The organism is Streptodolium elevatio (assembly GCF_040649515.1).
In the GTDB taxonomy this organism is placed as follows: Bacteria; Actinomycetota; Actinomycetes; order Streptomycetales; family Streptomycetaceae; genus Yinghuangia; species Yinghuangia elevatio.
Genome location: NZ_JBEZFP010000012.1, coordinates 39248 through 63968, shown reverse-complemented (window position 1 = coordinate 63968; position 24721 = coordinate 39248). Strand labels below are relative to the sequence as shown.

Annotated in this window: 35 protein-coding genes and 1 other RNA gene; 9 read left to right on the top strand and 27 right to left on the bottom strand. The window is 66.0% G+C overall.

Annotated elements, in window-relative coordinates:
* Positions 1-272 precede the first annotated feature (272 nt).
* Together merB and AB0C36_RS07170 are read right to left on the bottom strand one after the other, a co-directional pair.
* The gene (merB, locus tag AB0C36_RS07175) at positions 273-938 is read right to left on the bottom strand and encodes an organomercurial lyase (protein WP_358350486.1); all 666 of its coding nucleotides are present in this window, start codon (positions 936-938) and stop codon (positions 273-275) included.
* A 116-nt stretch (positions 939-1054) separates the two neighbouring features.
* Entirely contained in the window at positions 1055-1921 is an 867-nt protein-coding gene (locus tag AB0C36_RS07170; RefSeq protein WP_358350483.1) for a GNAT family N-acetyltransferase, read from the bottom strand.
* 105 nt (positions 1922-2026) lie between these two features.
* On the opposite strand from AB0C36_RS07170, the gene AB0C36_RS07165 reads away from it, so the two are divergent.
* On the top strand, positions 2027-2539 hold the full coding sequence (locus tag AB0C36_RS07165) for a protein-tyrosine phosphatase family protein (protein WP_358350480.1): 513 nt from the start codon (positions 2027-2029) through the stop codon (positions 2537-2539).
* Positions 2540-2640: 101 nt separating this feature from the next.
* Here the strand turns inward: AB0C36_RS07165 and AB0C36_RS07160 are convergent, their stop codons facing one another.
* The 25 genes from AB0C36_RS07160 to AB0C36_RS07040 all read right to left on the bottom strand — a co-directional run bounded on the left by AB0C36_RS07160 (position 2641) and on the right by AB0C36_RS07040 (position 14957).
* On the bottom strand, positions 2641-4671 hold the full coding sequence (locus AB0C36_RS07160; protein WP_358350477.1) for a recombinase family protein: 2031 nt from the start codon (positions 4669-4671) through the stop codon (positions 2641-2643).
* Positions 4672-4909: 238 nt separating this feature from the next.
* Positions 4910-5302, bottom strand: a complete 393-nt coding sequence (locus AB0C36_RS07155; protein ID WP_358350474.1) for a hypothetical protein — start codon at positions 5300-5302, stop codon at positions 4910-4912.
* A 103-nt stretch (positions 5303-5405) separates the two neighbouring features.
* The gene (locus tag AB0C36_RS07150) at positions 5406-5681 is read right to left on the bottom strand and encodes a hypothetical protein (protein WP_358350471.1); all 276 of its coding nucleotides are present in this window, start codon (positions 5679-5681) and stop codon (positions 5406-5408) included.
* A gap of 264 nt (positions 5682-5945) precedes the next feature.
* Complete coding sequence (locus tag AB0C36_RS07145) at positions 5946-6446, bottom strand: hypothetical protein (RefSeq protein WP_358350468.1); 501 nt, start codon at positions 6444-6446, stop codon at positions 5946-5948.
* Entirely contained in the window at positions 6443-6649 is a 207-nt protein-coding gene (locus AB0C36_RS07140; RefSeq protein WP_358350465.1) for a hypothetical protein, read from the bottom strand. The genes AB0C36_RS07145 and AB0C36_RS07140 overlap by 4 nt, the downstream gene beginning before the upstream one ends.
* Positions 6642-6941 carry a hypothetical protein gene (locus AB0C36_RS07135; RefSeq protein WP_358350462.1) on the bottom strand — a complete coding sequence of 100 codons (300 nt, stop codon included), beginning with the start codon at positions 6939-6941 and terminating at the stop codon, positions 6642-6644. The genes AB0C36_RS07140 and AB0C36_RS07135 overlap by 8 nt, the downstream gene beginning before the upstream one ends.
* An 85-nt stretch (positions 6942-7026) precedes the next feature.
* Entirely contained in the window at positions 7027-7605 is a 579-nt protein-coding gene (locus tag AB0C36_RS07130; RefSeq protein ID WP_358350460.1) for a deoxynucleotide monophosphate kinase family protein, read from the bottom strand.
* Positions 7602-7883, bottom strand: a complete 282-nt coding sequence (locus tag AB0C36_RS07125) for a hypothetical protein (protein ID WP_358350457.1) — start codon at positions 7881-7883, stop codon at positions 7602-7604. Before AB0C36_RS07125 ends, AB0C36_RS07130 begins: the two co-directional genes overlap by 4 nt.
* Positions 7884-7896: 13 nt before the next feature.
* Complete coding sequence (locus tag AB0C36_RS07120) at positions 7897-8205, bottom strand: hypothetical protein (protein ID WP_358350454.1); 309 nt, start codon at positions 8203-8205, stop codon at positions 7897-7899.
* 106 nt (positions 8206-8311) lie between these two features.
* On the bottom strand, positions 8312-8764 hold the full coding sequence (locus AB0C36_RS07115; protein WP_358350451.1) for a hypothetical protein: 453 nt from the start codon (positions 8762-8764) through the stop codon (positions 8312-8314).
* Between the two features lie 59 nt (positions 8765-8823).
* On the bottom strand, positions 8824-9384 hold the full coding sequence (locus tag AB0C36_RS07110) for a hypothetical protein (protein ID WP_358350448.1): 561 nt from the start codon (positions 9382-9384) through the stop codon (positions 8824-8826).
* Positions 9385-9415: 31 nt separating this feature from the next.
* Entirely contained in the window at positions 9416-9898 is a 483-nt protein-coding gene (locus AB0C36_RS07105; protein WP_358350445.1) for a hypothetical protein, read from the bottom strand.
* A gap of 69 nt (positions 9899-9967) precedes the next feature.
* The gene (locus AB0C36_RS07100) at positions 9968-10396 is read right to left on the bottom strand and encodes a hypothetical protein (protein WP_358350442.1); all 429 of its coding nucleotides are present in this window, start codon (positions 10394-10396) and stop codon (positions 9968-9970) included.
* A 14-nt stretch (positions 10397-10410) separates the two neighbouring features.
* Positions 10411-10477, bottom strand: an RNA gene (locus tag AB0C36_RS07095) — hammerhead ribozyme type II.
* 2 nt (positions 10478-10479) lie between these two features.
* Positions 10480-10692 carry a hypothetical protein gene (locus tag AB0C36_RS07090; RefSeq protein ID WP_358350439.1) on the bottom strand — a complete coding sequence of 71 codons (213 nt, stop codon included), beginning with the start codon at positions 10690-10692 and terminating at the stop codon, positions 10480-10482.
* Complete coding sequence (locus AB0C36_RS07085; protein WP_358350436.1) at positions 10689-10946, bottom strand: hypothetical protein; 258 nt, start codon at positions 10944-10946, stop codon at positions 10689-10691. The genes AB0C36_RS07090 and AB0C36_RS07085 overlap by 4 nt, the downstream gene beginning before the upstream one ends.
* A 4-nt stretch (positions 10947-10950) precedes the next feature.
* Complete coding sequence (locus AB0C36_RS07080; RefSeq protein ID WP_358350434.1) at positions 10951-11289, bottom strand: hypothetical protein; 339 nt, start codon at positions 11287-11289, stop codon at positions 10951-10953.
* A 71-nt stretch (positions 11290-11360) separates the two neighbouring features.
* Complete coding sequence (locus AB0C36_RS07075; RefSeq protein WP_358350431.1) at positions 11361-11918, bottom strand: antirestriction protein ArdA; 558 nt, start codon at positions 11916-11918, stop codon at positions 11361-11363.
* 86 nt (positions 11919-12004) lie between these two features.
* Positions 12005-12268 carry a hypothetical protein gene (locus AB0C36_RS07070; RefSeq protein ID WP_358350429.1) on the bottom strand — a complete coding sequence of 88 codons (264 nt, stop codon included), beginning with the start codon at positions 12266-12268 and terminating at the stop codon, positions 12005-12007.
* 4 nt (positions 12269-12272) lie between these two features.
* Positions 12273-12530 (bottom strand): hypothetical protein, encoded by a 258-nt coding sequence (locus AB0C36_RS07065; protein ID WP_358350427.1) that lies wholly within the window; start codon positions 12528-12530, stop codon positions 12273-12275.
* Positions 12527-12895 (bottom strand): hypothetical protein, encoded by a 369-nt coding sequence (locus AB0C36_RS07060; RefSeq protein ID WP_358350424.1) that lies wholly within the window; start codon positions 12893-12895, stop codon positions 12527-12529. The genes AB0C36_RS07065 and AB0C36_RS07060 overlap by 4 nt, the downstream gene beginning before the upstream one ends.
* 84 nt (positions 12896-12979) lie before the next feature.
* A complete protein-coding gene (locus tag AB0C36_RS07055) occupies positions 12980-13843 on the bottom strand; it encodes a hypothetical protein (RefSeq protein WP_358350421.1) in 864 nt (287 codons plus the stop codon).
* Between the two features lies 1 nt (position 13844).
* Complete coding sequence (locus AB0C36_RS07050) at positions 13845-14084, bottom strand: hypothetical protein (RefSeq protein WP_358350418.1); 240 nt, start codon at positions 14082-14084, stop codon at positions 13845-13847.
* Positions 14085-14181: 97 nt separating this feature from the next.
* Positions 14182-14505 carry a hypothetical protein gene (locus tag AB0C36_RS07045; protein WP_358350415.1) on the bottom strand — a complete coding sequence of 108 codons (324 nt, stop codon included), beginning with the start codon at positions 14503-14505 and terminating at the stop codon, positions 14182-14184.
* Positions 14506-14564: 59 nt separating this feature from the next.
* Positions 14565-14957: a hypothetical protein gene (locus AB0C36_RS07040; protein ID WP_358350411.1), complete on the bottom strand. Its 393-nt coding sequence runs from the start codon at positions 14955-14957 to the stop codon at positions 14565-14567.
* Between the two features lie 1545 nt (positions 14958-16502).
* Here AB0C36_RS07040 and AB0C36_RS07035 point away from each other — a divergent pair.
* The 8 genes from AB0C36_RS07035 (at position 16503) to AB0C36_RS07000 (ending at position 24702) form a co-directional block, all read left to right on the top strand.
* Positions 16503-16736 (top strand): hypothetical protein, encoded by a 234-nt coding sequence (locus AB0C36_RS07035; protein WP_358350408.1) that lies wholly within the window; start codon positions 16503-16505, stop codon positions 16734-16736.
* A 48-nt stretch (positions 16737-16784) separates the two neighbouring features.
* Positions 16785-17495 (top strand): helix-turn-helix domain-containing protein, encoded by a 711-nt coding sequence (locus AB0C36_RS07030; RefSeq protein WP_358350405.1) that lies wholly within the window; start codon positions 16785-16787, stop codon positions 17493-17495.
* A gap of 885 nt (positions 17496-18380) precedes the next feature.
* On the top strand, positions 18381-18812 hold the full coding sequence (locus AB0C36_RS07025; protein WP_494410242.1) for a phage terminase small subunit: 432 nt from the start codon (positions 18381-18383) through the stop codon (positions 18810-18812).
* Between the two features lie 16 nt (positions 18813-18828).
* Entirely contained in the window at positions 18829-20475 is a 1647-nt protein-coding gene (locus AB0C36_RS07020; RefSeq protein ID WP_358350399.1) for a terminase, read from the top strand.
* A gap of 33 nt (positions 20476-20508) precedes the next feature.
* On the top strand, positions 20509-21984 hold the full coding sequence (locus tag AB0C36_RS07015; RefSeq protein ID WP_358350396.1) for a phage portal protein: 1476 nt from the start codon (positions 20509-20511) through the stop codon (positions 21982-21984).
* Entirely contained in the window at positions 21981-23084 is a 1104-nt protein-coding gene (locus tag AB0C36_RS07010; protein WP_358350393.1) for a VG15 protein, read from the top strand. The genes AB0C36_RS07015 and AB0C36_RS07010 overlap by 4 nt, the downstream gene beginning before the upstream one ends.
* Before the next feature lie 2 nt (positions 23085-23086).
* A complete protein-coding gene (locus AB0C36_RS07005) occupies positions 23087-23584 on the top strand; it encodes a hypothetical protein (RefSeq protein ID WP_358350390.1) in 498 nt (165 codons plus the stop codon).
* Positions 23585-23643: 59 nt separating this feature from the next.
* Positions 23644-24702, top strand: a complete 1059-nt coding sequence (locus AB0C36_RS07000) for a phage major capsid protein (RefSeq protein ID WP_358350388.1) — start codon at positions 23644-23646, stop codon at positions 24700-24702.
* Positions 24703-24721: the final 19 nt, after the last annotated feature.

Here is a 24721-nt window from a genome sequence, read left to right as displayed (position 1 = left end):
CCACGGTCGTTCGTCCGCACCGTGGGCAGCCCGAAAACAATCCCGAACGCCGTCAGTATATCGACAAGAGTTTCCCCTCAGGCCGATGATCGGCGCCGCGGAACCGGGCGGTGACGCTGGGGCCGTGACGCGGTGGCCGCGCCCGTCTCGCCTGGTGGCCGTGTCCGGTCGCTGTGCCCAGCCGCTGCACCCGGTCGCGGTGCCCGATCGCGGTGCCCGATCGCTGTGCCCCGGCCGGGTTTCCGGTCGAAGCTCCGAGCCGCGGCTTCGGATCACAGGCCCCAGAAGGCGCCTTGCAGGCCGACGCCGCGGAAGTACTCGGCGGCCTCGGCGGGTTCGCGACGGCGGTAGCCGGGGCCGAGGCGGCCGGCGTACCAGCCGCGTGCGAGCTTCCACAGGGTCGCGAGGTCCATGACGTACCCGCGCGTGTCGCCGGTCGCCTTCAACCACGCGTCGACGCAGAGCGGGCGGCAGAACAGCCGCTGGTTGCCGCATGTGCGGACGACGTCGTCCCACATGCGCGCGGTCGGTACCAGGAAGTGCGCGACGTGGTCGCCGGGCGGGGGCGCGTCGCGGTCGACCACCCAGGCCAGGGCCGCGCCGCAGCCGGGGCAGCGCGTCGAGACCAGGACTTCGGGTTCGCCGCCCACGAGGTGCGGGATCGCGAACGCGTCCCACGCGCAGCCGCCCCACCACAGGGTGCGCGAGCCCATCACGGAGAACCCGAGGGGGATCGAGGAGAACGGGTGCGCCATGGCGATCGTGCCGTCGGAGGCCAGGACGATGTGGCGCTGCTCGTGCAGCGTGCGCAGTCCCGCGCGTACGGCGCCCTGGTCGGTCGCGAAGCGCACGGCCAGTTCGGCGGGGGTCGGCGCGCGGCCTTTCGTGGCGAACGCGTCGTACACGGCGATCCGCAGCGCCTCGGTGTCCGGGGTCATGCCCGGCATTGTGCCCCGCCCGGGCGGGGAACGCCCGTGTTCCGGAGTACTTCTGGTGGTACGTCAGATCCGGAGCGCGGCACTCCGCCCCAGCTCGGGAAACCCCAGGCCGGCGGTCACGGCCGCGGGTCGAACGCCAGGATCACCCGGTCCTCGACCGGTTCATAGCCGATCTTCCGGTAGATGCTGTTGCTCGTCGGGTTCGCGAGATCGGTGAACAACAGGACCTCGTCCGCGCCGGCGGCGAGGGCGGCCTCGGTGCGCGCCGCGGTGACCGCGGCCCCGTAGCCCCGCCCCCGGTGCTCCGGAGGCGTGTATACCGGCCCGATGCGCGCGGCTCCCGCGACAGCGGGGGTCTGCCCTGCGACCGACACCACCGCGCCGTCGTGTTCCCAGAGCGTGTAGCCGCCGAAGGAGAGGCGGAGTTCGACCTGCGCGGCGGCGTTGCGCACCCCTGATTCCCCGGGAGTCGCCTCCGCTTGGAAGGCGTTGACGTGTGCGACGAGTGTCGCGGTGTCCTCCGGACCGGCGGCCCGGGCCAGGCCGGCGGGCGCGGGGGCGGGCGGCGTCAACGTGCCCAGCCGGAACAGTCGTTGGGCCTGCTTCACGCGCGGTGTCGTGCCGGTCCGAGCCGACCAGATCTCGGCGAAGGTGTCGGAGACGGCGGTACGCGCATTCACCGAAAGGGCCGCCGGGCCGACCACCTCGGCGAGCGCGTCCGCGAGCGGCGCGAGCGAGGCGTCGGGGGTGCGCGCGAGGAGGACGGGAAAGGGCGGCGTGTGTACGAACGCCCCTGCCACGGCCCCGGATTCGTCGGTCCACCAGCCGAAGCGCGGGGGTTCGGGAGCGAAGGCGTGCGGGCCGCGCTCGCGCAACGCGTGGAGGACCGTCAGGTTCTGGGTGTGGGTCACCGGATCGGCAAGCAGGAAGGCGTCGGCGGCGGTGTCGAAGGCGCCGAGGTCGTCGGTGAGAGTCCAGGCCATGGACCATCATCAAGGGATGAAAGGAAGCCGCGCGATTGTTTTTCCGTCGCCGGGAGCGGTGGTGCGCGGGTAGCGTCGCGAGCGCCGAAGGCGAGGGGAGACGCTGTGAGGGTCCGCCAGAGGGACCGCAACACGCCGGGGCCGGACAGTCCGTGGAACGAGATCATCCACAACCTGTGGATGGGCGGGCACTTCTACCGGTCGCCGTGGGGCGAGTACGAACCGGCCGTCGTACGCAACCAGTTCGACGTTGTCGTCAGCCTGTACGAGGCGGAGGGCCACGGCCCGGCCCCCGGTGTCGACCACCACTGCACGGTCATACCCGACGACCCGCTCAACCCCGCGCAGATCGCGGTGGTCGAGTCGATGGCGGCCCTCGTGCGCGGCGCACTGCGCGACGGCCGGCGTACGCTCGTCCGCTGCCACGCGGGCTACAACCGCTCGGGCCTGGTGGTCGCCCAGACCCTTGTCGAACTCGGCTACGACGCCCCGACCGCGATAAAGATCATCCGTGAGCGCCGTTCGCCGTTCGCCCTCAACAACGAGGTCTTCGTCGAGTACCTGGAGGCCGGCTTGAACGTGGCCCGCCTCCTCACCGGGCTCGACGCCCCGGCGTGACGGCCCGCGGGCGGCAGACGCGGACGGGCCCGGGCGGAGCAACTCCGCCCGGGCCCGCGGCCGTTCCCGGTGGCTGACGCACCGTCAGCCACCGATTTCCGTCAGTCCTCCGACGCGGCCGACGGCAGCTTGGTCTGGATCAAGTCCATAACCGACGCGTCGGTGAATCCGCTACGGCTGCGTCCCCCAGCTTTCGCTTTCTCGGAGTCGCCCCACTGACCTGCGTAAACACTGCTGTCGGGCATCTCGATGGCCCCTGTAACCAGCATCGGAGGCAGGGAGAATTGGGGCGCTGCGGGCACCTGCGGGTAGGACCCAAGGGCCTTGAGCGCCTGCTGGTACTCGCCGGTCTCATCCCAGTGACGGACCCGCCGCATCAGCGATGCGTACGCTCGACCGCCAAGCCGCGCGTCCTTGTTGTAGTCCATCCACACCCGCCCCGTACGGACCTTCTCAAGCAGTACCTCGAAGGCGCCACGGACGTCCTTCCACTTCTGCGTGTTCGAGACGATTGGGGAGACCTTCTCCCACATCTCGTCAGTCAGCTCAGCCGGCACCGCCGTGCCGGTGTCCCAGTGCCACTTCGAGATCGGATCGAAGTTCCCCCTCCGGTGGACCTTCGCGCGCCCCGTGACCTGCACCCGGATGTCGAGCATCTCAATGAGGTCGAGCTGTTCGCGCTTGGTCAGCTTGCCGATCTTCGTGCGCAACTTGTCCGCAGCCGCAAGCACCTGAAGGGCTCGCTCCTCCTCGCACTCGACGTCGGCGATCCAAGACTCAACCCGCCCGCGCTCTTGGAGAAGTTCGGCCTCTTCGGTCTTGTAGCGCTCCTTCAGCTCTGCGATCTCTTCGCGCATCTCCGTCGCGAACTCGTCGTCATCGTCGTCCTCGACGACTGCCACGAGGCGGGCGATGGCCTTCTTCCGGGTCTTGCGCTTCTTCTCCAGCGTCTCGTCGATCTCGGCCAGCCGTCGCCGGTACGACTCCAGGCGGCTCGGGGTGGTCCCAAGGGCGTCCTTGATGAGGCTGTGGAGCCTGTCCCGGTCCTTTACGGCGTTGGTCACCTCGATCATTACGGCGGCCTCGACGTCGTCCGCGTACAGCGACTGGCAGTCGTGGCCGGCGCCGTCTCGAACCTTCTGGCACCGGTACTTGCGGGTGCCGGTTCGGTTGTCGATGCCGCCGACCATGCCAGCCCCGCAGAGGCTGACCAGGCGCGTCGAGAGGGGGTAGTCGTTCGACGCGCTCTTGATCTTCGCCGTACGCGCAAGCGCCTCCAGTGCCAGCAGAGAGCGTTCGGGACTGATGATCTCAGGCAGCGTGAGAACGTGGACCTGTTCGTTCTCGGTGCCGCCAGCGAAGGTGAACTCGACGACACGACCAAGAGCCCTCTTGAGTGGCCCGACGATGAGGTTGCCATCCCACAGGTTTCCCTTGCGGGTTCGGTAGTGCACGTTCAGCCGCTTGGCTACTTCCGTTCGGGTCGGGGTCTCGGGGGAGTCGACCAGGAACTCGACCATCCGCTCGATGACCACGGCCTCAAGCGGGTTGATCACGACCTCTCCCGTCTCGGGGTCGATCATGTAGCCGTAGGGGATGCCGCCGTGCGGCCAACCACCAGCCATGACCTTCTGAATGCGGCCACTCATCGTCCGCTCCAGGATCAGCGCGTGTTCCATCTCCGCCATGTAGGCCAGGAGCGCCAGCATCACGCCGAACATGTCATTGTCGGAGTCGAGGCGGCCGTCCGCAGTAACTATGCGCACCGTGCGGCCCGGCTCCACCTCGATGTCATGGGTGTCGTACACCCATCGGTGGATGTTCTTCATCGTGCGACCGATGCGGTCCAGCCTGGCGAAGATGGTCAGGTCGATCTTCTTCGCAGCAATGTCCCGGTTCATCCGGTCCAAGTCGTCGCGCTGTGCGAGCTTCCCGGAAATGCCACCGTCGACGTAGACGTCCACGACAACGTACTTGCCGACCCCGAGCATCAGGTCCAGCCACCGCCGGCACAACTCCTCCTGACCCTCAAGGCCGAACCCGTCGAGCTGCTTTGACGTGCTCACGCGCAAGTAGATGGCTACGCGGATGAGTTGGCGGTTCGTGTAGCCAGGCAGCGCGGCCTTGTTCATGCGTGTCCCCTTGTCCCCGAAAACGCGCAGGGGCACTCCAGCGGAGTGCCCCTGCGAGAGATGATCAGCTTACGAAAGTGTGCTTTTTGCATCAATAGGATGATTGGACCGAACTGCTACTCGTCGTCGTCCTCGTCATCCGAGAGGAGGCGGAGCAACAGCGAAGCGAAGCGTGCGCGTTTATCGCTGGTCCACTGCACTTCGCGCCACTCGGACTGCACTTGCGGGTACTGCTCGCTCAAGTGGCAACTCGCCCACTCGCGGTGGAGGCCGCGTCTCCCGTTTCCGCTTGGCTGGACTCGTACTTCGGCGGCTCGATCGTGCAGATGCCGGCGTGGAAGAAGAAGAGGCAGCGTTCCGCGGCTTGCAGGTGTTTGCCGGCCTCGACCAGCCGCGTGTCCTCGCGGTGCTCGGCGTACGGCATGGTCCTCAAGCGATCGACTACGTCTGCGACTTGGTGGTGCCAGCGCATCACGTCACGCTTGGCCCACTTCGTTCGCCACGCCCTCTTCGCGCCCCGCTGGCGGTTCGTGGGCGCGCTCTGCTTCTGCCCCTTGACTCCGAGCACCCACCCCCAGCCGTTGGCGATGGCCTGCTCTCGGGGTGTCTCGTCGGGGATGTCGATGGTCACGGGTGCTGGGCTCCTTCAGTGGGCTGCGGGCGCAACACAAGCGGCGCAGACGGCGAGGACAACGATGGTCACCGAGGCGTATACGGCGAGGAGAGCGAGGACTTCACGCGACAGCGGAGGTCACCTCCTCCAATTGCGAGACGTGGTAGATCTCGGTCCCGCACGCGTGCTTGAGGAAGTCCAAGCGGTCGTACATCTGGTACGCCTCGCGGCCGATGCCGAGGTCCATGTGGAAGACGCGCTTCGGGCGGCGGCCGTGTAGGGCGTACGCGCCGAGTCGCGAGATGATCTGATTCGGCTTGAACAGCTCTCGGTACTGCCACGCCTGGTGGAGGGCGTAGACGATCAGGAGGTCGTCTTCGTCGATCGGTCGCTGCACAGCTATGCCTCCGAGGTCCGTGGATCCAATTAGCACACTCGCACCCGCTTTTCGTAGGAGCTGCGGCTTTCCGACGTCAGGTGCCACGTGCCGTACTCGCACTCGTAGTGGCGGCTCTCCATGTGCATGCCTCGCCGGGTGCCCTGCGCGTCAGCGCGGCGGGTCCGCTTGGCTTGGGCTCGGCCAAGCGCCTTCTTCGCCTCGTGTTCGCAGGCAAATCCGCGCTTGTTCCCGCAGTCGCAGGGCCGCCAGTCGACGACCTTGTTACGACTCACCGTGCAGTCCTCCGGTCTCTCCCCCGGTCTTGTCTGTGGCCTTCTTCTTGCGGTGAGGGTCGTCCTTGACGAACTTCTCGCAGTCGCACGTGGGTTCATGGCACTTGCCTCGACTGGACGCGACGATCGAGTGGTCGAAGGGCGGATGCCCGCAGTCGGGGTTGTAGCAGTAGCCAGGCCAGCCGGCCTTCCCGGTGTGATTGGCGAGGATCACCCCAGACGACGTCATGGGGATGAGGCGGCCGGTGCCGCCAAGGGACACCTTCTTGGCGAACGCTTCCGCCTCTGCGATGGAGCCGAAAGGACCCATGTTGAGCCCCTTCGACCCGTTCGAGAACGTGTGGGTCATTACCCACAGGTCCCGCATCTGGATGATGTGCGCAGCCTCCTTGAACATCGCCTTCGCGAGCTGCTCCGCGGACGTAAACGTCGGGTCTTCGAGGAGGTCGACGAGCCGCTGGACCTCATGCGCTCGGGGCGTGAGCCTCAAGCCGGATCCTCCTCGCCGAAGCAGTCCTCGCAGGAGCTGCGTGCCTGCTGTTCGTGGTCCGGGCACATCTCCTCGACGTAGATGAGATCGGCCCAGTAGCCGTCGTCCTCGGCCTTGTACTCGTCAGCCTTCGCCTCAGCCTCTTCGCGGCTGTCGAAGACGTCGGTGCACCCTTCGTCGCTGAAGACTCCGAACTTAGGCATCGCTGGCCGCCACTAGTTCCGGGAAGGCTCGTCCCACCTGCCCCGTCGCCCAGTCCCGCATGGCCTTGGCCTCGACCTCGGTGAGGTCGTCACCCCACCCCTCAAGCCCGCCGCTCCCTCGGTAGTACAGCTCCTCCCTAACCGCGGCGAGCACCTTGGCGCGGCTCAGGTCCGGCATGCCCTCGTCGGTGTCGTGGTAGCGGAATGCCGACGCCAACACGCTGGCCAACTCGCCGAGACCCATGCGGTGCGTCACTCGCAGGTCGAATCGGAGCCGACCATCCCTGCTCATGGTTGCCTTCATTGGTCATCTCCCATCGGTCAAATTTGCACACCTACTGCGAAGAAGCGGGGCCTCGGCCCCGACGTCAGTCACATTAGCACACCGTCGGCGACATGAGCCCGGTTGTCGTGAGGATGGTCGCCCCGACCACCTTGCGGTGCAGATCCTCGACGGTCCCGTCATTGACCAGGACGTGATCGAACGGCCAGTCGTCCAAGGCCGTCTCGGACTCATGCGGCATCACTCCGACACCCGGCCGCTCGATGCGGATCAGCAGGCCGCCGCGGTCGGCGATGGCCTGCGCCTCGTTGGGAAAACGGACGTCGCTGATGACCACGGCCGGCTCTTCGGCGATGTCGCGGAACAGGGCGTCGATCCAGATGTCCTGGCCCAGAATTCGCCTGCCCGCCTCGGTGCCCGCGCGCTGGAGAAGCACCCGCACCTCCGGGTACCAAGTCTTCGCGTAGTCCCACCCGCGGCGCGCGACGACCGTGGACAGGCGCATCGGCTGGCCTCCACGCGTGCTCGGGACCATGGGATCCAGCGCACAGACGAAGTCCTTCACCTTGTCGGCGAACGCCACCTGGCGCCAGCCACCGGCCACCAGCGCCTTCGCGGCCTCGTCCTTGCCCGAGCGGGCGTATCCGCTGAGTCCGATCAGGAAGTCGTTCACTCGTTGTCCCTCCACCTTCGATCGTCAGGTCCCCGCTCGCTGGCGGGAATGTTGGGGTCCGCGGTCGAGGCCACGGCCACGTCGTACGCGACCGCCGCAGCATGCGTCATGCACGCGAAGTGCTGGATCTCCTCGGCGCTGTCCACGAAGTAGAGGACAGCCCCCTCTCCGCACATTCCGCACTTGGCTGGCGGCAGCCCGGAGTCGTCGTTCTCGACCAGGCCGACGCGCCCTTCACCCGTGCCGTAGCCTCCGCGCAGGCGTTGTGCTCGATTCATACCGCTCACTCCTTCACCCGGTCGCGTCCTCGTCGCCAGGGTAGATGGGCATGATCAGGTCGGCTGCGTAGATGCGGCCCTGACGCCAGGCGTACCGACGGTGCGGCGTGGTGAATTCCTCGGGCACCTCGGGCTGCGCCTGGCGGATCTTCTCGGCGCAGTCGCGCTGTACGGCCCGGATCAGGTCGTCGATCTCGCGCTTGGCCTCGTCGTACTCGTCGCCGTACAGGCCGCACAGCATGTCGGCCACCTGCACACCCGTGGTGGGCGCCCAGCGGGGTCCGTTCTTGGTGTGCTCCCAGCCGTCTACTTCGCGTGCCATCTTGCTGTCCATCCTTCGCCGCTCGGGTGGGTGTTCTGCGTCAGGGGGGTGGGTGCCGGGGGCTCGAACCCCGGTGCCGGCCGGTCACCCTTGAGAAGCGGCTTGGTCATCCGCCGAGAGGAGCACTGAACAGCTCCCACCCGTATGCGACTTCGGGGCATGTGACGGTGAGGACGGCGGTCATTCCGGCTCGGTCGTGCCGGCCGGGGGCCTCGGTCACATGCCCGCCGCAGTCGACTGCAAGCCGCTCGGGCATGGCCCTTGCCTGCGCCTCGGTCGAGAAGACTCGGACCGCTTCGTCGGGCTGGTACTCGACACCGACGAGCACCCACACGCCGCATTCGCGGTTGCCCATGGTTCGGCAGTCCCAGCCGGTTTCGTCCTCGTCGACGCGTCCGTCGTTGTTGTCGTCGCCGGGGAGGACGCCCTCTCCGGAGGCGACGGAGTACGGCTTGGGGTCGGGCTCAGCGGTGCTGACGTGCACTGCACCGACGGCTGCGAGACCCAGGGCCAGGCCGGCACCGATCATGGCCACGGCCGCACGCTTGAGGTTCTTCATGGTCGTCTCCTCTTGGGGTGGGCGGCCGAGGCGTGGTTCGCACGCCTCGGCCGATCCAATTAGCACACGTGGCTGTAGATGCTGATGCGGTGCAGGAGTTCGGCGACTTCCGCTTCGGCCGCCTCCATCTCCTTGCGCGCCTTGCTGGCCTTGTCCGTCCAGCTCTCCATCTGGTGCTCCAGATAGAGGAGTTCGCTGGCCTTGGACCAGTCGGGGTGGTCCTTCTCGAACATGTCCAGGGCGACCTTGGCGATCTCCCTCAGGCGGTCCCGGGTCTTGGCTTTGTAGTCCAATTCAGAGCCCGCGCTGTTGCGGTACGTGCCGCCGTAGGGCTCCGACCCCATCTCCCAGCGGTACTCCTCGCCCCGCCAGTCCTTGGTCCCGGCCGGCATCCGCCGAAACGCGGTTGGGGCTATCTCGTACTGCCGTCCGCGGATCGAAACGAATCCCTTGTCCTCACCGAAGGGGCTCCGGGTCGTCCCGACCGTTACGCAGTGCTTGAACACTTCGCGGTTGGAGCCGTCCAACCGCGACTCTGTTGTCCGCAGGGCCGCGCGGACCTGCACGAACACCGAACCCTCGGGAAGCTTGTACTCGAACCAATCGCGGTCGTTGTTCATTGCGACTCCTCCTGTTTTATGTGTGTCCTGGTCAGCTGAGCAGTTCGCGGGCGCATCGCCGTGCCTGCGTAAGGGTGCGGATCCCGGTCCACTTCCAGTTCTTCTGAACGAGCGGCCCGGCCGGCGAGAAGCAGACGATCTCCCCGGTCTCGCGGTGCCACTCAATGCGCTTGTAGAGGCGCAGGGTGTACCGGGATGCGGTTCGGTCGGCGACGAACGTGTAGCCGGTCTTGGTCTCGGCGTAGTGGACCGGATGCCCGGTCTTGAGCGTCATCTGCCGGGGCTGCCCAGCGAGCAGCATCTCCGTCAGGTCCACGGCTGCATCGCGCTGGGGCTCGTCGATGTAGCGCCCGATGTAGGCCAGCCGCTCGACCGCTTCGCGCGCTATGCCGTCGAGTCCTTCGGGAACGCCGGTCTCGGACAGCAGCTCAGCCAGGTTCAGGATGTCGACGGGCATCAAGGCGCCGCCGAGGTAATCGCTAACGGTGATCTCAAGGTTCTTCATGCCGCCCACAGGGCTCCTCCTCGTAATGTCATCGGCCAATTCAGTCCAATTAGCACATCGGGTTCTGGCTTAGGCCGCTCAGCCGTAGACCAGTGCACCGAAGATGGCCATCTGCACGATGGCGTCGGCCGCACCTGCGTCGACCATGCAGACGTCGATGCCCTCGGCCTCGTCGCGGTCGATCCAGGACTGCACGATGTACCTGTGGTACTCCTCGCACACGAAGTCCTGGTCGAGGTCGAGCAGCTTGGCGTACGCCTGCCGAATGTCGTCGGCGTTGAGGTAGTGGACGGCCTCCACCTCCCGCCCCTCGTTGAACGGCGGGTAGAGCGGGTGGGGTTCGATCCCCTCAACGATCGTCCACGTCTTGCCTTCCGGCAGGCCGGCGAACTCCGCGTCGTTCGGCGTGATCGCCCAGTAGGTGATGCCGCCTTCGGCCGCAATGTCGACGATGTCCTGTACGCGCTCGTCGTTCACGTACTTCTTGATCTGGTCAGCGGTGGGCATGAACTCTCCTTGGTGTCAGGCTGGCTCGTTCAGCGCCGGGCGCCTATCTCCGGACAGACCTCCCTTCGGGAGGTTTCGCCTTGTCAGTTGGGGAAGCGGCTGCCGTACGTACTCAGGGCCTCAACCCACTGTTCACCATCAGGCCAGTGGCCCACCGTGACCTCGCCGTCTGCATTCAGGTCGATGGACACGAGCTGGATGTCGGGGTCGTCAGCCCGCTCGACATAGATTCCGGTCTCTTCGGCTTCGACCTCCGCGAGCACGTGGCCATCTGAGTTCTTGATCAAGTACTTCACGTCTGCTCTCCCGTCGCCGCGCTTGGGAACTCCGGCATCGCCTCGTAGACCTCGAACGGGCCGCCGCAGGTGAAGCAGCCTTCGCCGTCCGCGAAGTCGCCAACCAGGGCGCCCAGGGACTCGCCGTGGTAGACACCGAACTCGTACTCCTGGGTGACCCACCCGGTAGCGACCTCGACGGAAAACACGTCGCCACACGGAGTGCAGCCGAAGAACTGGGCCTGAAGAATCGCCTCATCAAGTGGCCTGGTCATGTGCCTAGCTCTCCAGACGCATAACGGAGTAAATGAGCCCCAGGTCATAGGAGGTATCGCGCCCCGGCGTGTCCCCGTGCACGCATCCGGTCCCATCGGGATCGGTCGGCCAGTCCGCGGTTCGTGACCCGAACTCGCTTGGGTGTGCTGCCAGCCACGCCAGTTCGGCAACCGTGTCCGTGTACTCGTACTGGTTCACGTCATCCCAGGAGTAGACGGCCTCGTCTTCGGCGCGCTTGCGCTCCTCCGCCAGGTACTCCCACGCCTCGGCCGGCGTCTCGAAGATTGCTGGCTCGTCGTCCATCGGGAGATAGCCCGGGACGTTGATCGTTGCGACGTACACCTCTGCCCTTCGGTACGCTCGTCGGGCGGCCCGCCTCACCTCACTTGAGGCGGGCCGCTCATGCTGTCGGGTCAGGCGTTGCAGAAGACGAAGACGCCTTCGGGCGCCTCGGCCGACCAGTAGGCATTGATGAACAGGTCGTTCGTGTAGGAATCCCAATCGATGTAGTCCCACGGCCACTCGCTCAGGTCCCCGGCGCCAGACTGTTCGATCGCGAATTCCTTCTCGCTTGCGTGCTCGCCCATGTAGGCGTCCATGAACTCTTCGATCAGGTCCGGGTCGTCGATCTCGTAACCGCTGTGCCCCTTGAAGGCGGCGAGCGCGAGCGGGCTCTTTCCTTCGTCCTCGACGCGTCCGATCAGTTCCGCGATGGCTTGCGCCCCGGACGGGGAGGTCTCGCCCTCAAGCAGGCCGCCGAACCCCTCGCTGTTGAAGCACCACAGTTCCTCGTGCTCCGCCAGTTCGCGAGACTTCGGCGCGCCGAAGTGCTCGGCGTGAATCTCTTCGATAGTCACGTCCTCCGCGGAGTCGGCGGAGTACCACTCGCCGACAAGGCGGCCGTTGTTGTAGCAGGCCACGCACCCAATCCAGACCTGCGGATCGAGAGTCTTCCGGCCAAGCGCGATCATACGTCTCCTCTGGATTCGAGCAGGCTGGCTCGTCAGCGCCGGGAGCCAATTCCCGGTCGGACCTCCTTTCGGAGGTTTCGCCATGGCTACTTGCCTTGCTGGACTTCTTCGATCAGGGCGATCATCCAGTCCAAGAACGCGTATTCGCGGGGGCTCGGCGTGCGCACCTCCTCAGGCGGGAGCATTTCGATGGGAAGACTGAAGATGAGTCGAGTGGCGCACCTGCTCAATTCACACATCAAGTCCCACGTAGGGCTCTCGCAGACGCCCTCCTCATGGTCGTCACGCCACCCGTCGACGTCACGAACGATCACCAGAAGTTCGCGTACACGGTTCTGAATTTCTTCCATGGGACTAGTCCACTTCTTCGAGGTCTTGGAGTTCTTCTGCTACTTCCTCAAGGAACATCTCGGTAGCGTCCTTGACGGCTTGGAGGGCGCTTTCGCCGTACCCCTGAATCAGGTGCATGAGGTTGCAAAGCAGGTCTCCGGCGGCTTCCAAGACCTCCCCGTCACTGAACGGGTCGAATGCGTAATACCGGGTTTCACCATGGAACGACCCCACCGCCGTCAGCGCCCATGCAGCGCGGTCACCATTGGTCGGGTCGCTCATGCTGCGATCACGTCCTGGACGTATTCGGCGATTTCGGCGCGCGTCATGACGTGGTCCCTGCTGAAGGGGCCTTCGTCCTCGACGAAATGCAGGTCGCCGGGCTCGTCGACGAGCGAATGGCCGTCAAGCCACCTGGTCGCCGCGTCCGCGTGGCCCGCAAGCGCCAGGACCCGGGCGATCTTGTCCGCCTCGCCACAGCAGAAGGAGGGTCCAACCTGGGTGGCAGTCATGCTGTCGCTGAACACCTCAGCCATGGCGGCGATGGCGTCGGTCAGTTCGCGGTACTGGATCACGACCGTCGGGGCGATGGGCTCGCCGTACGACGGGATGGCCTTGGGCTTACGGAACTTGCGGAACAGCTTCACTGGAAACCCTCGTGTTCTTGACTAGTGAATAGGGGCGAGCGCGGGGTGATGGTCATTCCCGGACCATCACCCCGCCCAGAGCGGTTAGACCGCGAAGAGTTCGAGCTGATTCGGGTTGTAGCCCAGGACGTGCCAGCGGTAGATCTCACGCGCCAGCGCATCGAAGTAGGTGTCGCGCGCTTCGGCGTAGATGCGCTCCACTCGGGAATACAGGACGTTCCCGTTCGCCTCTGACCCGAGGAGTTCGCCTAGGTCATTGCTCGCGAGGCGAACGATCGTCTCGCCCTCTTCCGAAGTGTCGGCGTCGTATTCGCACTGAGCGTCCGCCACCGCCTGTAGAACGCTTTCTTGGAACCGCTCATACTCCCGCTCGCAGTAGTCCGAGTCGTTGAGGAGCGGATAGTCCACCAAGCTGTCTTGCAGCATGGCCGCTTCGACGAACGCAGGGGTGAACGCGCGTTCCATGGCGTCGGCCGAGAATTTTTCGAGAGACCGGCGGTAGAACAGGTCTTGGTCGTCCTCGTCAATCCAGGGGTTCTCCCGAAGGACGATCGTCAAGTCGCGCTGGATCAACTCATCGCGGGCGTCGTCAAGGTGAAAGTCGCAGTAGTTTCCGCGAGTCTCACCATCGAACATCGCGATGTGCTCGGCGTCGTCCTCGCACCAATCCCACTCGCAAGACTTCTCGCCGGTCATGTACACCTGCACGTAGATCGCGCTGCCTCCGGCGATCACGTGCTCATCCGACACGTCGGTGTCGTCGCGCCCCTCGTCGGCCTTGGCTCGGATCAGGTCAAGCGCGACGTGGTAGTTCGACTCGTCGACCAGGTCATCGCCGTACGGCCACCACGAGAACATTGCGCCGTGGCTGGCGTGAAGGTCGTTGCTGTATGGGTTCCTCAGCGCCTCGGCGGCAATCGCTTCGAGACGGTCACGGTCAAGCTCCACGTCAGAACCTCCAGAGCTGGTTGTCCGTGCCCTGTTGGTCCGCCCAGACGTCGACGAGGATCGCCATCTTGTTGATGGCCTCCTCCTCGGTCGTCGCGGTAACCAACTTGCCGTCCGGCGACTCGACTTCGAGCCACGCGCGAATCTCCTCGCCGGTCCAGCACTCGGTCACGACGTCCCAACCGGGGTCGGCGTAGTTCTTTATCGCGTGCATCTGCACGGCTTCGACCAAGTGGTCCATGTGTCCCTTCCGTTCGAGCAAGCTGGCTCGTCAGCGCCGGGAGCTAATCCCCGGTCGGACCTCCCTTCGGGAGGTTTCGCCATGTCATTTGGTCCAATTAGCACACCAACGTCCGACGAAAGTGCATTTGCAGGGCCCAAGGCTTGTTCTGGCGCAGGCCCTTGTTGATGAGTGCCTGCACCTGGCCCGCGTGGATCGAGCCGTCGGTCTTGACCAGGGAGACGCCCTTGACCGGCTTCACGCGGCGGCACGTCTTGCACGTGATCTCGATCGGGCGGCCGGACGCCAGGTGGTTGATGCCCATCAATCCCGTCCGGCCGCACGCCGTGCGGTTGGGGCGCGTGTAGCTGTGCCCCCCGACGAAGCGGTGGGTCGTCTCGCTGACACCGAAGGTCGCGACGTACTGGGCCTTGGCGGTCATGTTCTCTCTCCTTGGCTAAACTAGCACACGTGCGGCTTAAGTGAAATTAGCACACTGGGTCAGACGAGGGGAAGGGTGACCACGGCGACAACCTGAAGCGTGACCCCGGGCTCCGGGGTGTAGTCCACGCTGATCGACTCGCCGATGAACCAGGAGGCATCCCCGCACACGTACTGGGGCCCGTACGAGAGCTGTCCGGCCCACGCGGACACGAATTCCTCTTCGCTCCACAGTTCCTCGCTGGTCTCCACTCCGTCGACCGTGACGAGGGAGACGCGGAAACCGAATTCGTAGTGCCACCGACGGCCGACGATTCGCTTCCGCTTGCACTCGTCGAACCAGAGGGTGACCCCACCGCAGTAGATGCACGGGTCGGAGGTGAAACCGTTGGTAAAGCAGGTGTCCAGGCATTCCGCGCAGCGCGCAGTGCCGGCCGACGTGCGTATGTTCATGACGGCCCTTCGTTGTCGTCGTTTCGGTCGACCGGACGGGTTGCCGGGACCTTGCCCCCCGCTTGGCTGTGATGCCGTGTCCGCACCCCTCGCAGGGCCGGATGGGGGTGGTGGTCGGCCCCCCTTGCGGGGGGCCTACTACCGTGGTTGCGCACTAGGTGCGCGCCCCCTCGTGCTAGGAGGGGATGAGGGATACCGGGCGAAAGCTTTCCCGCCCTGCCACCCGGGGGAATCGGATGGTCTTTCCCGCTCTTTGGCGGCCTACTCGATATGAAGTTGTTGGAGTTCTAGCAAACCCTCGGGACTAGCTCCGGATTCACTCGGCCCGCCATTTTCCCCTTCCGTTCCGGATCCGGTTTCCCGGTTCCGTCCTTTCCGTTCGATCCGGTTTTACCGGACCATCCGGAAGGATGGCGAGCCCCGGCCGCAGCATTCACGCACGATTCCCTGGCTTAAAGCCGCTCACTCGGGCACCCGAGTTCGCCCCCAGCCGCGCCTATCCCAAATGGGACGGTTCACAGCCTGACCAGGACCATACGGGGCGCATTCCTGCGCCTATCGCGTTGGCTGTACTCCTAAGGCTTCGGTCCCTGGATCCGCCCACGTCGGCCCATCATCGGTGAGATGCCCCACCTAGAGCCTCCGTCGACTTCACGGAGTGCCGTCCCCTGCTACCAGCCCACTCCGGACTGGCCTTGTGCAGGCATGGGTGCAATCAGCGCACCCCACCGAGAGCTGCACCGATGCAGCGGAGGACCGCGAGGCTCCCACCGGAGTGGACTGCGGACACCCTGGGCGATGCCCACCATAGCGGACTCGCGCCGCTTGTGCAATTTGCACACACGGCCCGCAAGACTCGCGGTTACATGCGGCTTGACCTGCACGAATTCGCGAACTGCCTTCATCGTGATCACCTCCCCTCCGCTTGATTTCTGCGCCTCAGACGCTAGCAGGCTTTCGATGCTGTGTGCAAATTGCACTTCGCTTGGCTTGGTTCCCATCTGCCGGTTACTTCCCTACGCATCGTGCGATCACTGGGAGTTGAGTCCGGCGGGTACCGCTTGCCTAGCGGCTCCGACCTTACCCGTGTGGGTTGTCGGTGTGCAAGTTGGCCCGCATCTGGCCTGCCCTTCCGTCCGTTGGTTGACCTTACGCCGAGAACACTAGGCCAATTTGCACACCGTGTCCAATCGCGCAGGTCAGAGGCTGTTTCCGATGCCCCGGAAAGGGCCCTAAGCGGCTGCCTGAGCGGCTAGCAGGCGTGCCGTAGGCCGTTGGTCCGGGCCCTTGCCCTCGGCCCCAAGGGAAGACGCGCGCGGAGGGTAGTGGTTGCGGTGGACGCCTGTCCATAGGGGGTGGGGGTATGACCCCTCGGCCGGCCTTTTGCGGATCGCCCAGTCTTAGCGGCCAAGATCGCGCCACGGTTTCAGGGGCGATCCGCAGGGGGCAACGTCGCCTTCAGCCTCGCCGGGCCTGCCGGTCGGCTGGGATTCGCGTGTCCACGTTTCTGCCCTGAGGGGCGCTAGTCGTCCCCACAATGAAGGCATGACGCTTCCCGAGTGGCACTCGACGGACAAGGAACTGATCATCGCGCGAGGGCGGATGAAGTTCTGGCACAACGTGATGCACGAGGCCGACGACGCTGGCTCCATCCCTATCGAAGGTGTGTCTGAGCCCGAGATGCGGGCAAGTGCCTGGGAGGCGGAGGTCGCATTCGCCTCGCGATTCATGGAGCTTTACGCAGCAGAGGGCGCCGGCAAAAGTGCGCCAGATAGCTAGCTGACCTTCCGAAGGGCGACAGTGGGCCGTGCAGGTAGTCTCGCCGAGGTGACCGAAGACCGAGACGAGGAGCGACGGGCATTTGGCGCGCGTGTTGCGCAACTGCGCAAGCGACGCGGACTGAAGCAGGACGAGCTAGCCGAGGCCATCGGCCGCACGGCTAGCTGGGTATCCCAAGTCGAGCGAGGCGTCCAGCCGGTCCAGCGCGTTGGCGTGCTCCGACTCCTTGCCGATGGACTCGGCGTCTCAGTCTCGGCCCTCTATCCGGAGGGGGAGACCTCGGACATCGCCGGCCTTCGCAATACGGCGGACGAAGTCCGTTCCCTTGCCCAGGCCGCGGGTTTCGAGGAGTTCAGTGCCGCCCTCGACCGGCTGATTCCGCGCCTGGAGCACATCGCGCAGGTCGCCGAGGACATGGCGGCCTTTGCCGGTACGCCGGTCATTTCCCGACCGGAGCGCACCCCCGGAGCGTTGCGGGATGCAGTGGCGAAGATCGTGCCGCATCGGCTGGCCGAGTTGCAGAACGACCAGACCAGGGCGGTCGCCCAAGCCTTGGAGGCGAACAGCCTGAGGCCCCTTCACACGTTCGTGCTGAAGTGGGCAGTCGTGATCGAAATCGAACGGTTCCCGGAGACGGCTCGACGCTTCCACTTCGCTGAACGAGTCGAGCTCGCGAGCAAGGACCCCGAGGTGCGAGCCCGAGGCCGACGAGTCTCGGCCGAGATCTTGGGCCAGGCCCAAGCAGCTCTTGGCAACTGAGGAGACCTGCATACGTGGGCGGCTACGCCGCCCCAGAGAGCTAGCCGGCTTCGCTCTGCGGCGCCCGTCAGGGCGCCCCTGTGCCCTCCATCTGTCTCGCCGCTGCCTCTTCGCTTCGTGGCCGCCGTCAGGCGGCCCTGCGGCTTGCCCCAAGTGGATTTGTGAGCCACGTCACACGAGAAGCGCCCTGACTTTCCAAGATCATTTTGCATCTCTATAAGTACAAGTAGAAGTGGAAGTGCAGGCCAGAAGGCTTGAGGCCCTGGCGGGCCTCGCTGGATGAAGCCCCTACTACTTGAGGCTTGAGGCCCTGGCGGGCCTCGCTAGCCCAAGCCCCTCACGTCTTGTCTAAGTACAAGAACTTCCCTCGGGTTGACCGCTTCGAGCAGCTACCTGTCCAGGTAGGACGTCACCGAGGGCGCTACCTCCAGTCTGGCGGTGATCTGATGCCGGGCTGGGAGGGTTCCGACAGGCGTCTGCGCCTGCCTAAGGACTGGGCCAAGATCCGTGTCCGAGTGCTACGGCGAGACGGAGGACAGTGCACCGCGCTAGACCAAGCGGGTGCACGCTGCGTCGAGCCGGCAACGGACGTAGACCACATCGTCGCTGGTGACGACCATCGAGAAGCCAACCTTCGATCGCTCTGCGGGTGGCATCACCAGCGCAAGTCGTCCCGAGAAGGTGCGGCGGCCCAAGCCGCCAAGCGTCGCCGAATCGAGCGGCGGTTCCGTCGAGGCGAGGCCCATCCGGGCCTGCTGTAGAGATTGGCGCTCCGAGCTTTCCGCCTTGTTGAGCGCCAGGCGCCCCAGGCCCCCTCCTGGCGCGGCGCCCTGCCCCTGGATGCCAGGCCCAGGGGCCTGACTTCTTTCTTGAAGGAGGTGACCGGTGGGTGCTCGTGGCCCCGTCCCGAACCGCGAGGAAGACCTAGCTCGCCCCCGGTCCCGCAAGGGATCGGACGAGCAGGAGACCAAGCGCGGTCTCATGCGATCCGTGCGTGTTCCGCGTGCCGACCCCGATTGGCACCCGATCGCCAAGCAGCTCTACGAGTCGCTGAAAAAGAGCGGTCAGGCCGACTTCTACCAGCAGTCCGACTGGGCTCTGGCGTACGCGCTGTGCGACGACCTCTCGCACTACAAGAAGTCGGCGAAGCGCTCCTCGCAGATGGCACAGACCTTGTACTCCGCACTCGGCAACCTCCTGGTGACCGAAGGCGACCGACGCCGCGTGCGCATCGAACTTCAGGAGCCCGAGCCGGACACGACGCCGGCCTCCGTTCTTGCCATCGCCGACTACAAGCGAGACCTCGGGCTGGACTGACCCCGGGGGGTGAGCTGTGGCCCAACAGGCAGTGCTCACTCCGGAGGAAATCGACCTCCTGGAGCCGACATTCATCGGCCCCACCTGGCAGAAGGACGCCTTCGGGCGCTGGGTCTTGCCGGTCAAGACCCTCGGCTGGCAGATCGCCGGCTGGTGCTCCGAATACCTCCTCGCAGAGGACGGCGGCCCCTGGAAGTTCACCAAGGAACAGCTCCGCTTCGTCCTGCACTGGTACGCGGTCGACGGGGCCGGCCGGTTCATCAACCGCAAGGGCGTCTTGCAGAGAATGAAAGGCTGGGGCAAGGACCCCTTGCTTGCAGTCCTCTGCCTCGTCGAGCTGTGCGGCCCGAGCCGCTTCTCCCACTGGGACAAGGCCGGGGAGCCCGTAGGCGTTCCGCATCCGCGGGCCTGGGTCCAGGTCACCGCGGTTAATCAGAGCCAGACGACGAACACGATGGCCCTGATTCCGTCCCTGATGTCGGACGCCTTCAAGGCGAAATACAACGTCAAGGACGGCGCGGTCCTGATCCGCGCCAACGGCGGGAAGTGCCGACTTGAAGCCGTGACGTCGAGCTACCGCGCCCTGGAGGGCAAGCGGACGACGTTCACGTTGCTGAACGAGACGCACCACTGGGTGACTGGCAACAACGGTCACAAGATGTACGAGACGATCGACGGCAACGCGACCAAGCAGGACAGTCGCTACCTGGCGATCACCAACGCCTACTTGCCCGGCGAGGATTCGGTCGCCGAGCGCATGCGCGAGTCTTGGGAGAAGATCCGCGAAGGCCGCATGGCCCAGATCGGCTACCTGTACGACTCGATCGAGGCGCACCCGGATACCCCGCTTACCGCGGAGGCGCTGCGCATCGTCGTTCCGAAGATCCGCGGTGACGCGGTCTGGCTGAACGTCGACTCGATCATCCAGTCCGTGTTGGACGCGACGATCGCCCCCTCGCGCTCGCGCCGCATGTGGCTCAACCAGGTCGTGGCCGAAGAGGACGCCATCTACGGGCCTGCGGAGTGGGATCCGCTTCGCGACGAGTCCAAGATCCTCAAGCCAGGCGATGAGATCGTTCTCGGCTTCGACGGCGGCAAGTCCTCCGATGCAACAGCTCTGGTGGCCCTCCGAGTTCGGGACATGTGCGCGTTCGTGCTCGGTATCTGGGAGTGCCCGGACGGGCCTCAGGGTGAAGGGTGGGTCGTCCCTCGCGCGGAGGTCGACGGGGCAGTGCACGAGGCGTTTCGCCTTTTCACCGTGCGGGCGTTCTTCGCCGACGTCGCCCTGTGGGAGTCGTACATCACCGAGTGGTCGGAGACGTACGGCGAGGGCCTGGCGGTCTCGTCGCCGTACGGGAAAGACCACGTCGGCTGGGACATGCGTGGCTCGCAGAAGGCTGTGACGCTGGCGCACGAGCGGCTGGTGCGCACTATCTTCGATCGCAAGCTCGCCCATGACGGCGACTTGACGCTGCGCCGGCACGTACTGAATGCGCGGCGCCGCACCAACAACTTCGGCTTGTCCTTCGGCAAGGAATCCAAGGACAGCCCTCGCAAGATCGACGCCTACGCCGCGCTGATGCTCGCGCACGAGGCGCTTCACGAGCTGCGTGTACGCGGCAAGAAGACCAAGCAGCGGACCGGCCGGGGCTACTTCCTGTGACGGTGTGCTAATTGTACCGAAGGTGGTGAAGGCATGACCAGCCCATCCCCGCTCGCGCTGGCGCGGGAACTCCTCGCCATCCTCGACAGGGACGAAGGCCGCCTCCAGCGGATCGACAACTACATCCGCGGCAAGCACGACGACCCGTACATGCCTCCGCAGGCTGACGACGAGTACAAGCTGCTCGCGAAGCGATCGGTGTCCAACTGGATGCCGCTCCTGGTCGGAACCCCGGCCCAGGCGCTGTACGTGGACGGCTTCCGGCCCGGCTCGCCCTCCGATGGGCTGCCGCAGGCGTCGTCGTCGAAGAGCCCCCAATGGGAGCACTGGCAGCGCTCGCGCCTCGACGCGCGCCAGGCCGCGGTGTACCGCGGTGCGCTCGGCTTCGGCCATTCGTTCGTCCTGACGGAGAAGACCCGTAAGGGCGTTGTCTCCAAGGGCCTGTCGGCCAAGAAGACCGCGGCCCTGTACGAGGACCCGGCGAACGACGACGAGCCGTACGCCGCGCTGACCATCCTGACGAAGCCCAAGGATGAGACCAAGGGCAAGGCCCGTATGTGGGACGGCACTTACGAGTACGCCGTCACGTACGAGTCCAAGCGCGACCCTGAGAAGGTCGTGGTCAGGCGCCTCAAGAAGCACGGCGCCTCCGAGTGCCCCGTCACGCGCTTCGCGGCGAACGTGGACCTCGAAGGCCGCACGACCGGCGTCGTCGAGCCAATGATCCCGATCCAGAACAGGATCAACCAGACGATCTTCGATCTCCTGGTGGCGCAGACGTACGCCTCGGTCAAGGTCAGGACCGTGACGGGCATGGCCCCGCCCACCTACATGGACATGGTCGACGAGGCTGGCAACGTTACGACCGACCCCGAGCAGGCGGTCAGGGTCCAGCCGAGGCTGGACGAGAGTGGCAACCCGATCCCGCTGCCGATCAACCACAACGCCAGAAGGTTCCTGTTCGCCGAAGACCCGGACGTCAAGTTCGGGTCGCTCGACGAAACGCCGCTCGGCGGGTTCATCGAGTCGATCGACATGAGCATCCGGCACCTGTCGGCGATCAGCCAGACGCCCCCGCACCACCTGCTTGGCCAGATCGCCAACCTGTCTGCGGAAGCACTGGAAGCGGCTGAGACTGCGCTGAGTCGCATGGTCGCGGAGTTCCGGTCGGCCTTCGGCGAGGCGTGGGAGCGGGTCTTCCGCTTGGCCGCAGAGCTCGACGGCGACGTCTCCTCCGCCGAGGACTTCCGCGGCGAAGTGCAGTGGCGCGACATGGAGTCGCGGTCGCTGGCGAAGTCCGCGGATGCGCTCGGCAAGCTCAAGGAGCTGCTGGGCATCCCGGCCCGGGGCCTGTGGAAGCGCGTCCCCGGCATCACTCAGACCGAGTACGAGCTGTGGGAAGAGATGGCCGAGGAGGAGGACTCCGTACGCCAGCTCGCGGGCGCTCTTCGGCGGGCCACACCCGAGGCGGGCGCGCCGCCGGCACCCCGTGAGGCGGTTGCCGCGTGACGACCCCGGCTCGACAGGCCGAGGCCGAAGAGGCGTCCGCCGTTTTCCAGTTGGCGCTGACTCAGATCGGGGTCAGCACCGTCGAGGACGCCATCGCCCTGTGGGCTGACGTTCCGGTGACGAGCCGGGCCCCGACCGCGGCCTCCTGGCTGCGGCGGGCGATCACGCTGGTGATGACCCGGCGGCGGATGAGCCGCGACCTGGCCCGCTCCTACTACCGCCTGGTCCGCGCCCTGCGGACCGGGACGACGGTGGCGGACCCGTACCACCCCGAGCCGACGTACATCACGCTCGATGTTCTGCGTCGCGAGTTCGCGGAGCTGGCCGGCACCGCTGGGCGCCCCCTGGAGGGGCGTTCCGAAGATCAGCCGGCCGGTACCTCGGACCCGTCTGACCAGGTCGCTAGCAGCGATCCTGCGCCCCCTGACGATGTATGGGACGGCACCTCCGACCAGGAGTCGGCGGACGACCCCGACCGCATTCTGGTGGAGGAACTGGAGGGGCTGCGCGAGGCCGAGGAGCAGATCGAGCGGGCGGCCGAGCAGGAGCTGAGGACTGTCCTCGAAGCCCTCGGGCTGGCCAATCTGGAGCGCAAGGTCGACGCGATCGACCACGACCGGCCCGCCCGCGATGTGGATGCGCTCCGCGAGGAGGCCCACCTTCAGGCGGGCGCCCAGCAGGCGGCAGCCGCACAGCGCGTCGCCATGAACGGCGGCCGGTCGGCGGTGTGGAACCACATGCAGCGCGACCGGCGGGCGGTCGGTTATATCCGCCTCTCTCGTACCGGAACGCCGTGTGGGTGGTGCGCGATGTTGATCAGTCGCGGCCCGGTCTACAAGTCGCAGCGATCCGCGGAGTTCGCGGACGGCGACGCATATCACGACAACTGCCACTGCTACGCGGAGCCGGTCTACAGCCGCGCGCAGTACGGCGACTCGGCTCTGTACGAGCTGAACCGCCGGTATCAGGAGCTGTGGCCGAAGGTCACACGCGGCCTGTCCGGCACGGCGGCTGTGTCCGCCTGGCGCCGGTTCATCCGACAAGAGCAGAAGGCCGCAGCCCAGGAGGCTCGGCGATCGACGAGCGCCCAGGAGGCGTAACAGTGCCCGAGCAGGAAACCCCCAGCAGCGAATCCGAAGAGACGCCTCCGACGGGCGAGACGCCTCCGGGCGAGGAGCCGACGGAAGAGAAGCCGGACGAGGAAGTACCGGCTGACGTCCTGCGCAAGAAGCTCACCGACGCGAACGCCGAGGCGGCCAACTACCGCACGAAGCTGCGCGAGGTGGAAGCCAAGCTCGCCAACTCCAAGACAGTCGAGGAGTTCGAGACGGCAACGGCCGAGCTGCGGACGCAGATTGCCGCGCTGGAACGGTCGAACCTGCTCGGCAAGGTGGCAGCCAAGCATGAGCTGCCCGAAGCCCTGGCCGCACGCCTGAAGGGCGACACCGAAGCCGAGCTGGAGGCCGACGCGAAGGAGCTCTCGAAGCTCATCGCCCTGCCGGCCCTCGGAACGCTCGGCGGCGGCCTCGATCCCGACGACGGGACGGACGACTTCGACCCCGTCAAGGCCGCCAGGGCTGCGCGCAAGCGCCGCTACTAACGCTCGGCCTCAGTGTGCTAATTGCACCCAGGCCTCCCGACTGACAGGAGACCCATCCAGTGGCCTACACGCCGCACGACAACGTCAAGCCCGAGAAGATCGCCGCGACCGCGGCGGTCGCCCTCGAAGAGGCCCTGGTCGTTCCCGCCGTCTTCCAGCGCGAGGGCATCGACCAGTTCAAGGGCGCCAAGAACGACGCGATCAACATCAAGGTCGAAGGCGTCCTTCCGTACCGCACGTACGGCTGGCGCAACAACCGGTCGACTGAGCTTCAGTTCGACACCTACTCCGAGCGCACCATTCAGGTCACGTTCGGCGGGGACGTCTACAGCGCCCTCCAGCTCACGGACGAGCAGAACGAGTTCGACCTCGACGGCTGGGCCAAGCTGGTGTCCAAGCAGACGGAGGCGATCGGCAAGGGCCTGGAGTACCAGGCCGTGGACCACGTCATCAACGCCCCGTACGAAGTCGTCCTGGGCGGCGCCAAGTCCGGCCGCGACCTGCGCGCCACGCTGATCCGGGCCCGCGAGGTCTTGAATGCCTTCCGCGTTCCGAAGGAGGGCCGAATCCTTCTGGTCGGTTCTGCCTGGGAGACAGCGCTCTTGAGCGATGACAAGCTGAACCTGGCGTCCAACGTCGGCGAGGCCGAGGCGGTCAGCGCCCTGCGCGAGGCCACGATCGGCCGTCGGTACGGCTTCAGCATCGTGACCAGCGACGAGCTTCCGGCCGACTTCGCGGTGGCGATGGTTCGGTCCGCGTTCATCTTCGCGACCGGCGCCCCGAGCGTCCCGCAGAGCGTTCCGTTCGGCGCGTCCGCGTCCTACAACGGCGTCGCCCTGCGCTGGATCCGGGACTACGACTCCATGCGCCTGACCGACCGAAGCATCGTCAACACCTACAAGGGCTTCCGCACCGTCACGGACGTCCTGATCGGCCGCGACAACCAGAACCCGTCGCAGGGCTTCGTGTCCGAGCACGAGCACTTCGTGCGCGCGATCAAGCTCGACCTCGACGCGACCACGGACATCCTCCCGGACCCGGACGGCCCCGACGTCCAGCAGGTCGAGCTGGCCGCGATCACGGGCGTCTCGGGTGCTGCGGACGGTGCTGGAGTCTAACGCGCTCACTGAGCCGGGC

Bases quoted from the DNA above. Each gene is read 5' to 3' on its own strand.
- merB (WP_358350486.1), bottom strand. From the start codon at position 938: ATGACCCCGGACACCGAGGCGCTGCGGATCGCCGTGTACGACGCGTTC.
- AB0C36_RS07170 (WP_358350483.1), bottom strand. From the start codon at position 1,921: ATGGCCTGGACTCTCACCGACGACCTCGGCGCCTTCGACACCGCCGCC.
- AB0C36_RS07160 (WP_358350477.1), bottom strand. From the start codon at position 4,671: ATGAACAAGGCCGCGCTGCCTGGCTACACGAACCGCCAACTCATCCGC.
- AB0C36_RS07140 (WP_358350465.1), bottom strand. From the start codon at position 6,649: ATGCCTAAGTTCGGAGTCTTCAGCGACGAAGGGTGCACCGACGTCTTC.
- AB0C36_RS07135 (WP_358350462.1), bottom strand. From the start codon at position 6,941: ATGAGCAGGGATGGTCGGCTCCGATTCGACCTGCGAGTGACGCACCGC.
- AB0C36_RS07125 (WP_358350457.1), bottom strand. From the start codon at position 7,883: ATGAATCGAGCACAACGCCTGCGCGGAGGCTACGGCACGGGTGAAGGG.
- AB0C36_RS07120 (WP_358350454.1), bottom strand. From the start codon at position 8,205: ATGGCACGCGAAGTAGACGGCTGGGAGCACACCAAGAACGGACCCCGC.
- AB0C36_RS07115 (WP_358350451.1), bottom strand. From the start codon at position 8,764: ATGAAGAACCTCAAGCGTGCGGCCGTGGCCATGATCGGTGCCGGCCTG.
- AB0C36_RS07110 (WP_358350448.1), bottom strand. From the start codon at position 9,384: ATGAACAACGACCGCGATTGGTTCGAGTACAAGCTTCCCGAGGGTTCG.
- AB0C36_RS07100 (WP_358350442.1), bottom strand. From the start codon at position 10,396: ATGCCCACCGCTGACCAGATCAAGAAGTACGTGAACGACGAGCGCGTA.
- AB0C36_RS07085 (WP_358350436.1), bottom strand. From the start codon at position 10,946: ATGACCAGGCCACTTGATGAGGCGATTCTTCAGGCCCAGTTCTTCGGC.
- AB0C36_RS07075 (WP_358350431.1), bottom strand. From the start codon at position 11,918: ATGATCGCGCTTGGCCGGAAGACTCTCGATCCGCAGGTCTGGATTGGG.
- AB0C36_RS07070 (WP_358350429.1), bottom strand. From the start codon at position 12,268: ATGGAAGAAATTCAGAACCGTGTACGCGAACTTCTGGTGATCGTTCGT.
- AB0C36_RS07065 (WP_358350427.1), bottom strand. From the start codon at position 12,530: ATGAGCGACCCGACCAATGGTGACCGCGCTGCATGGGCGCTGACGGCG.
- AB0C36_RS07050 (WP_358350418.1), bottom strand. From the start codon at position 14,084: ATGGACCACTTGGTCGAAGCCGTGCAGATGCACGCGATAAAGAACTAC.
- AB0C36_RS07045 (WP_358350415.1), bottom strand. From the start codon at position 14,505: ATGACCGCCAAGGCCCAGTACGTCGCGACCTTCGGTGTCAGCGAGACG.
- AB0C36_RS07040 (WP_358350411.1), bottom strand. From the start codon at position 14,957: ATGAACATACGCACGTCGGCCGGCACTGCGCGCTGCGCGGAATGCCTG.
- AB0C36_RS07035 (WP_358350408.1), top strand. From the start codon at position 16,503: ATGACGCTTCCCGAGTGGCACTCGACGGACAAGGAACTGATCATCGCG.
- AB0C36_RS07015 (WP_358350396.1), top strand. From the start codon at position 20,509: ATGACCAGCCCATCCCCGCTCGCGCTGGCGCGGGAACTCCTCGCCATC.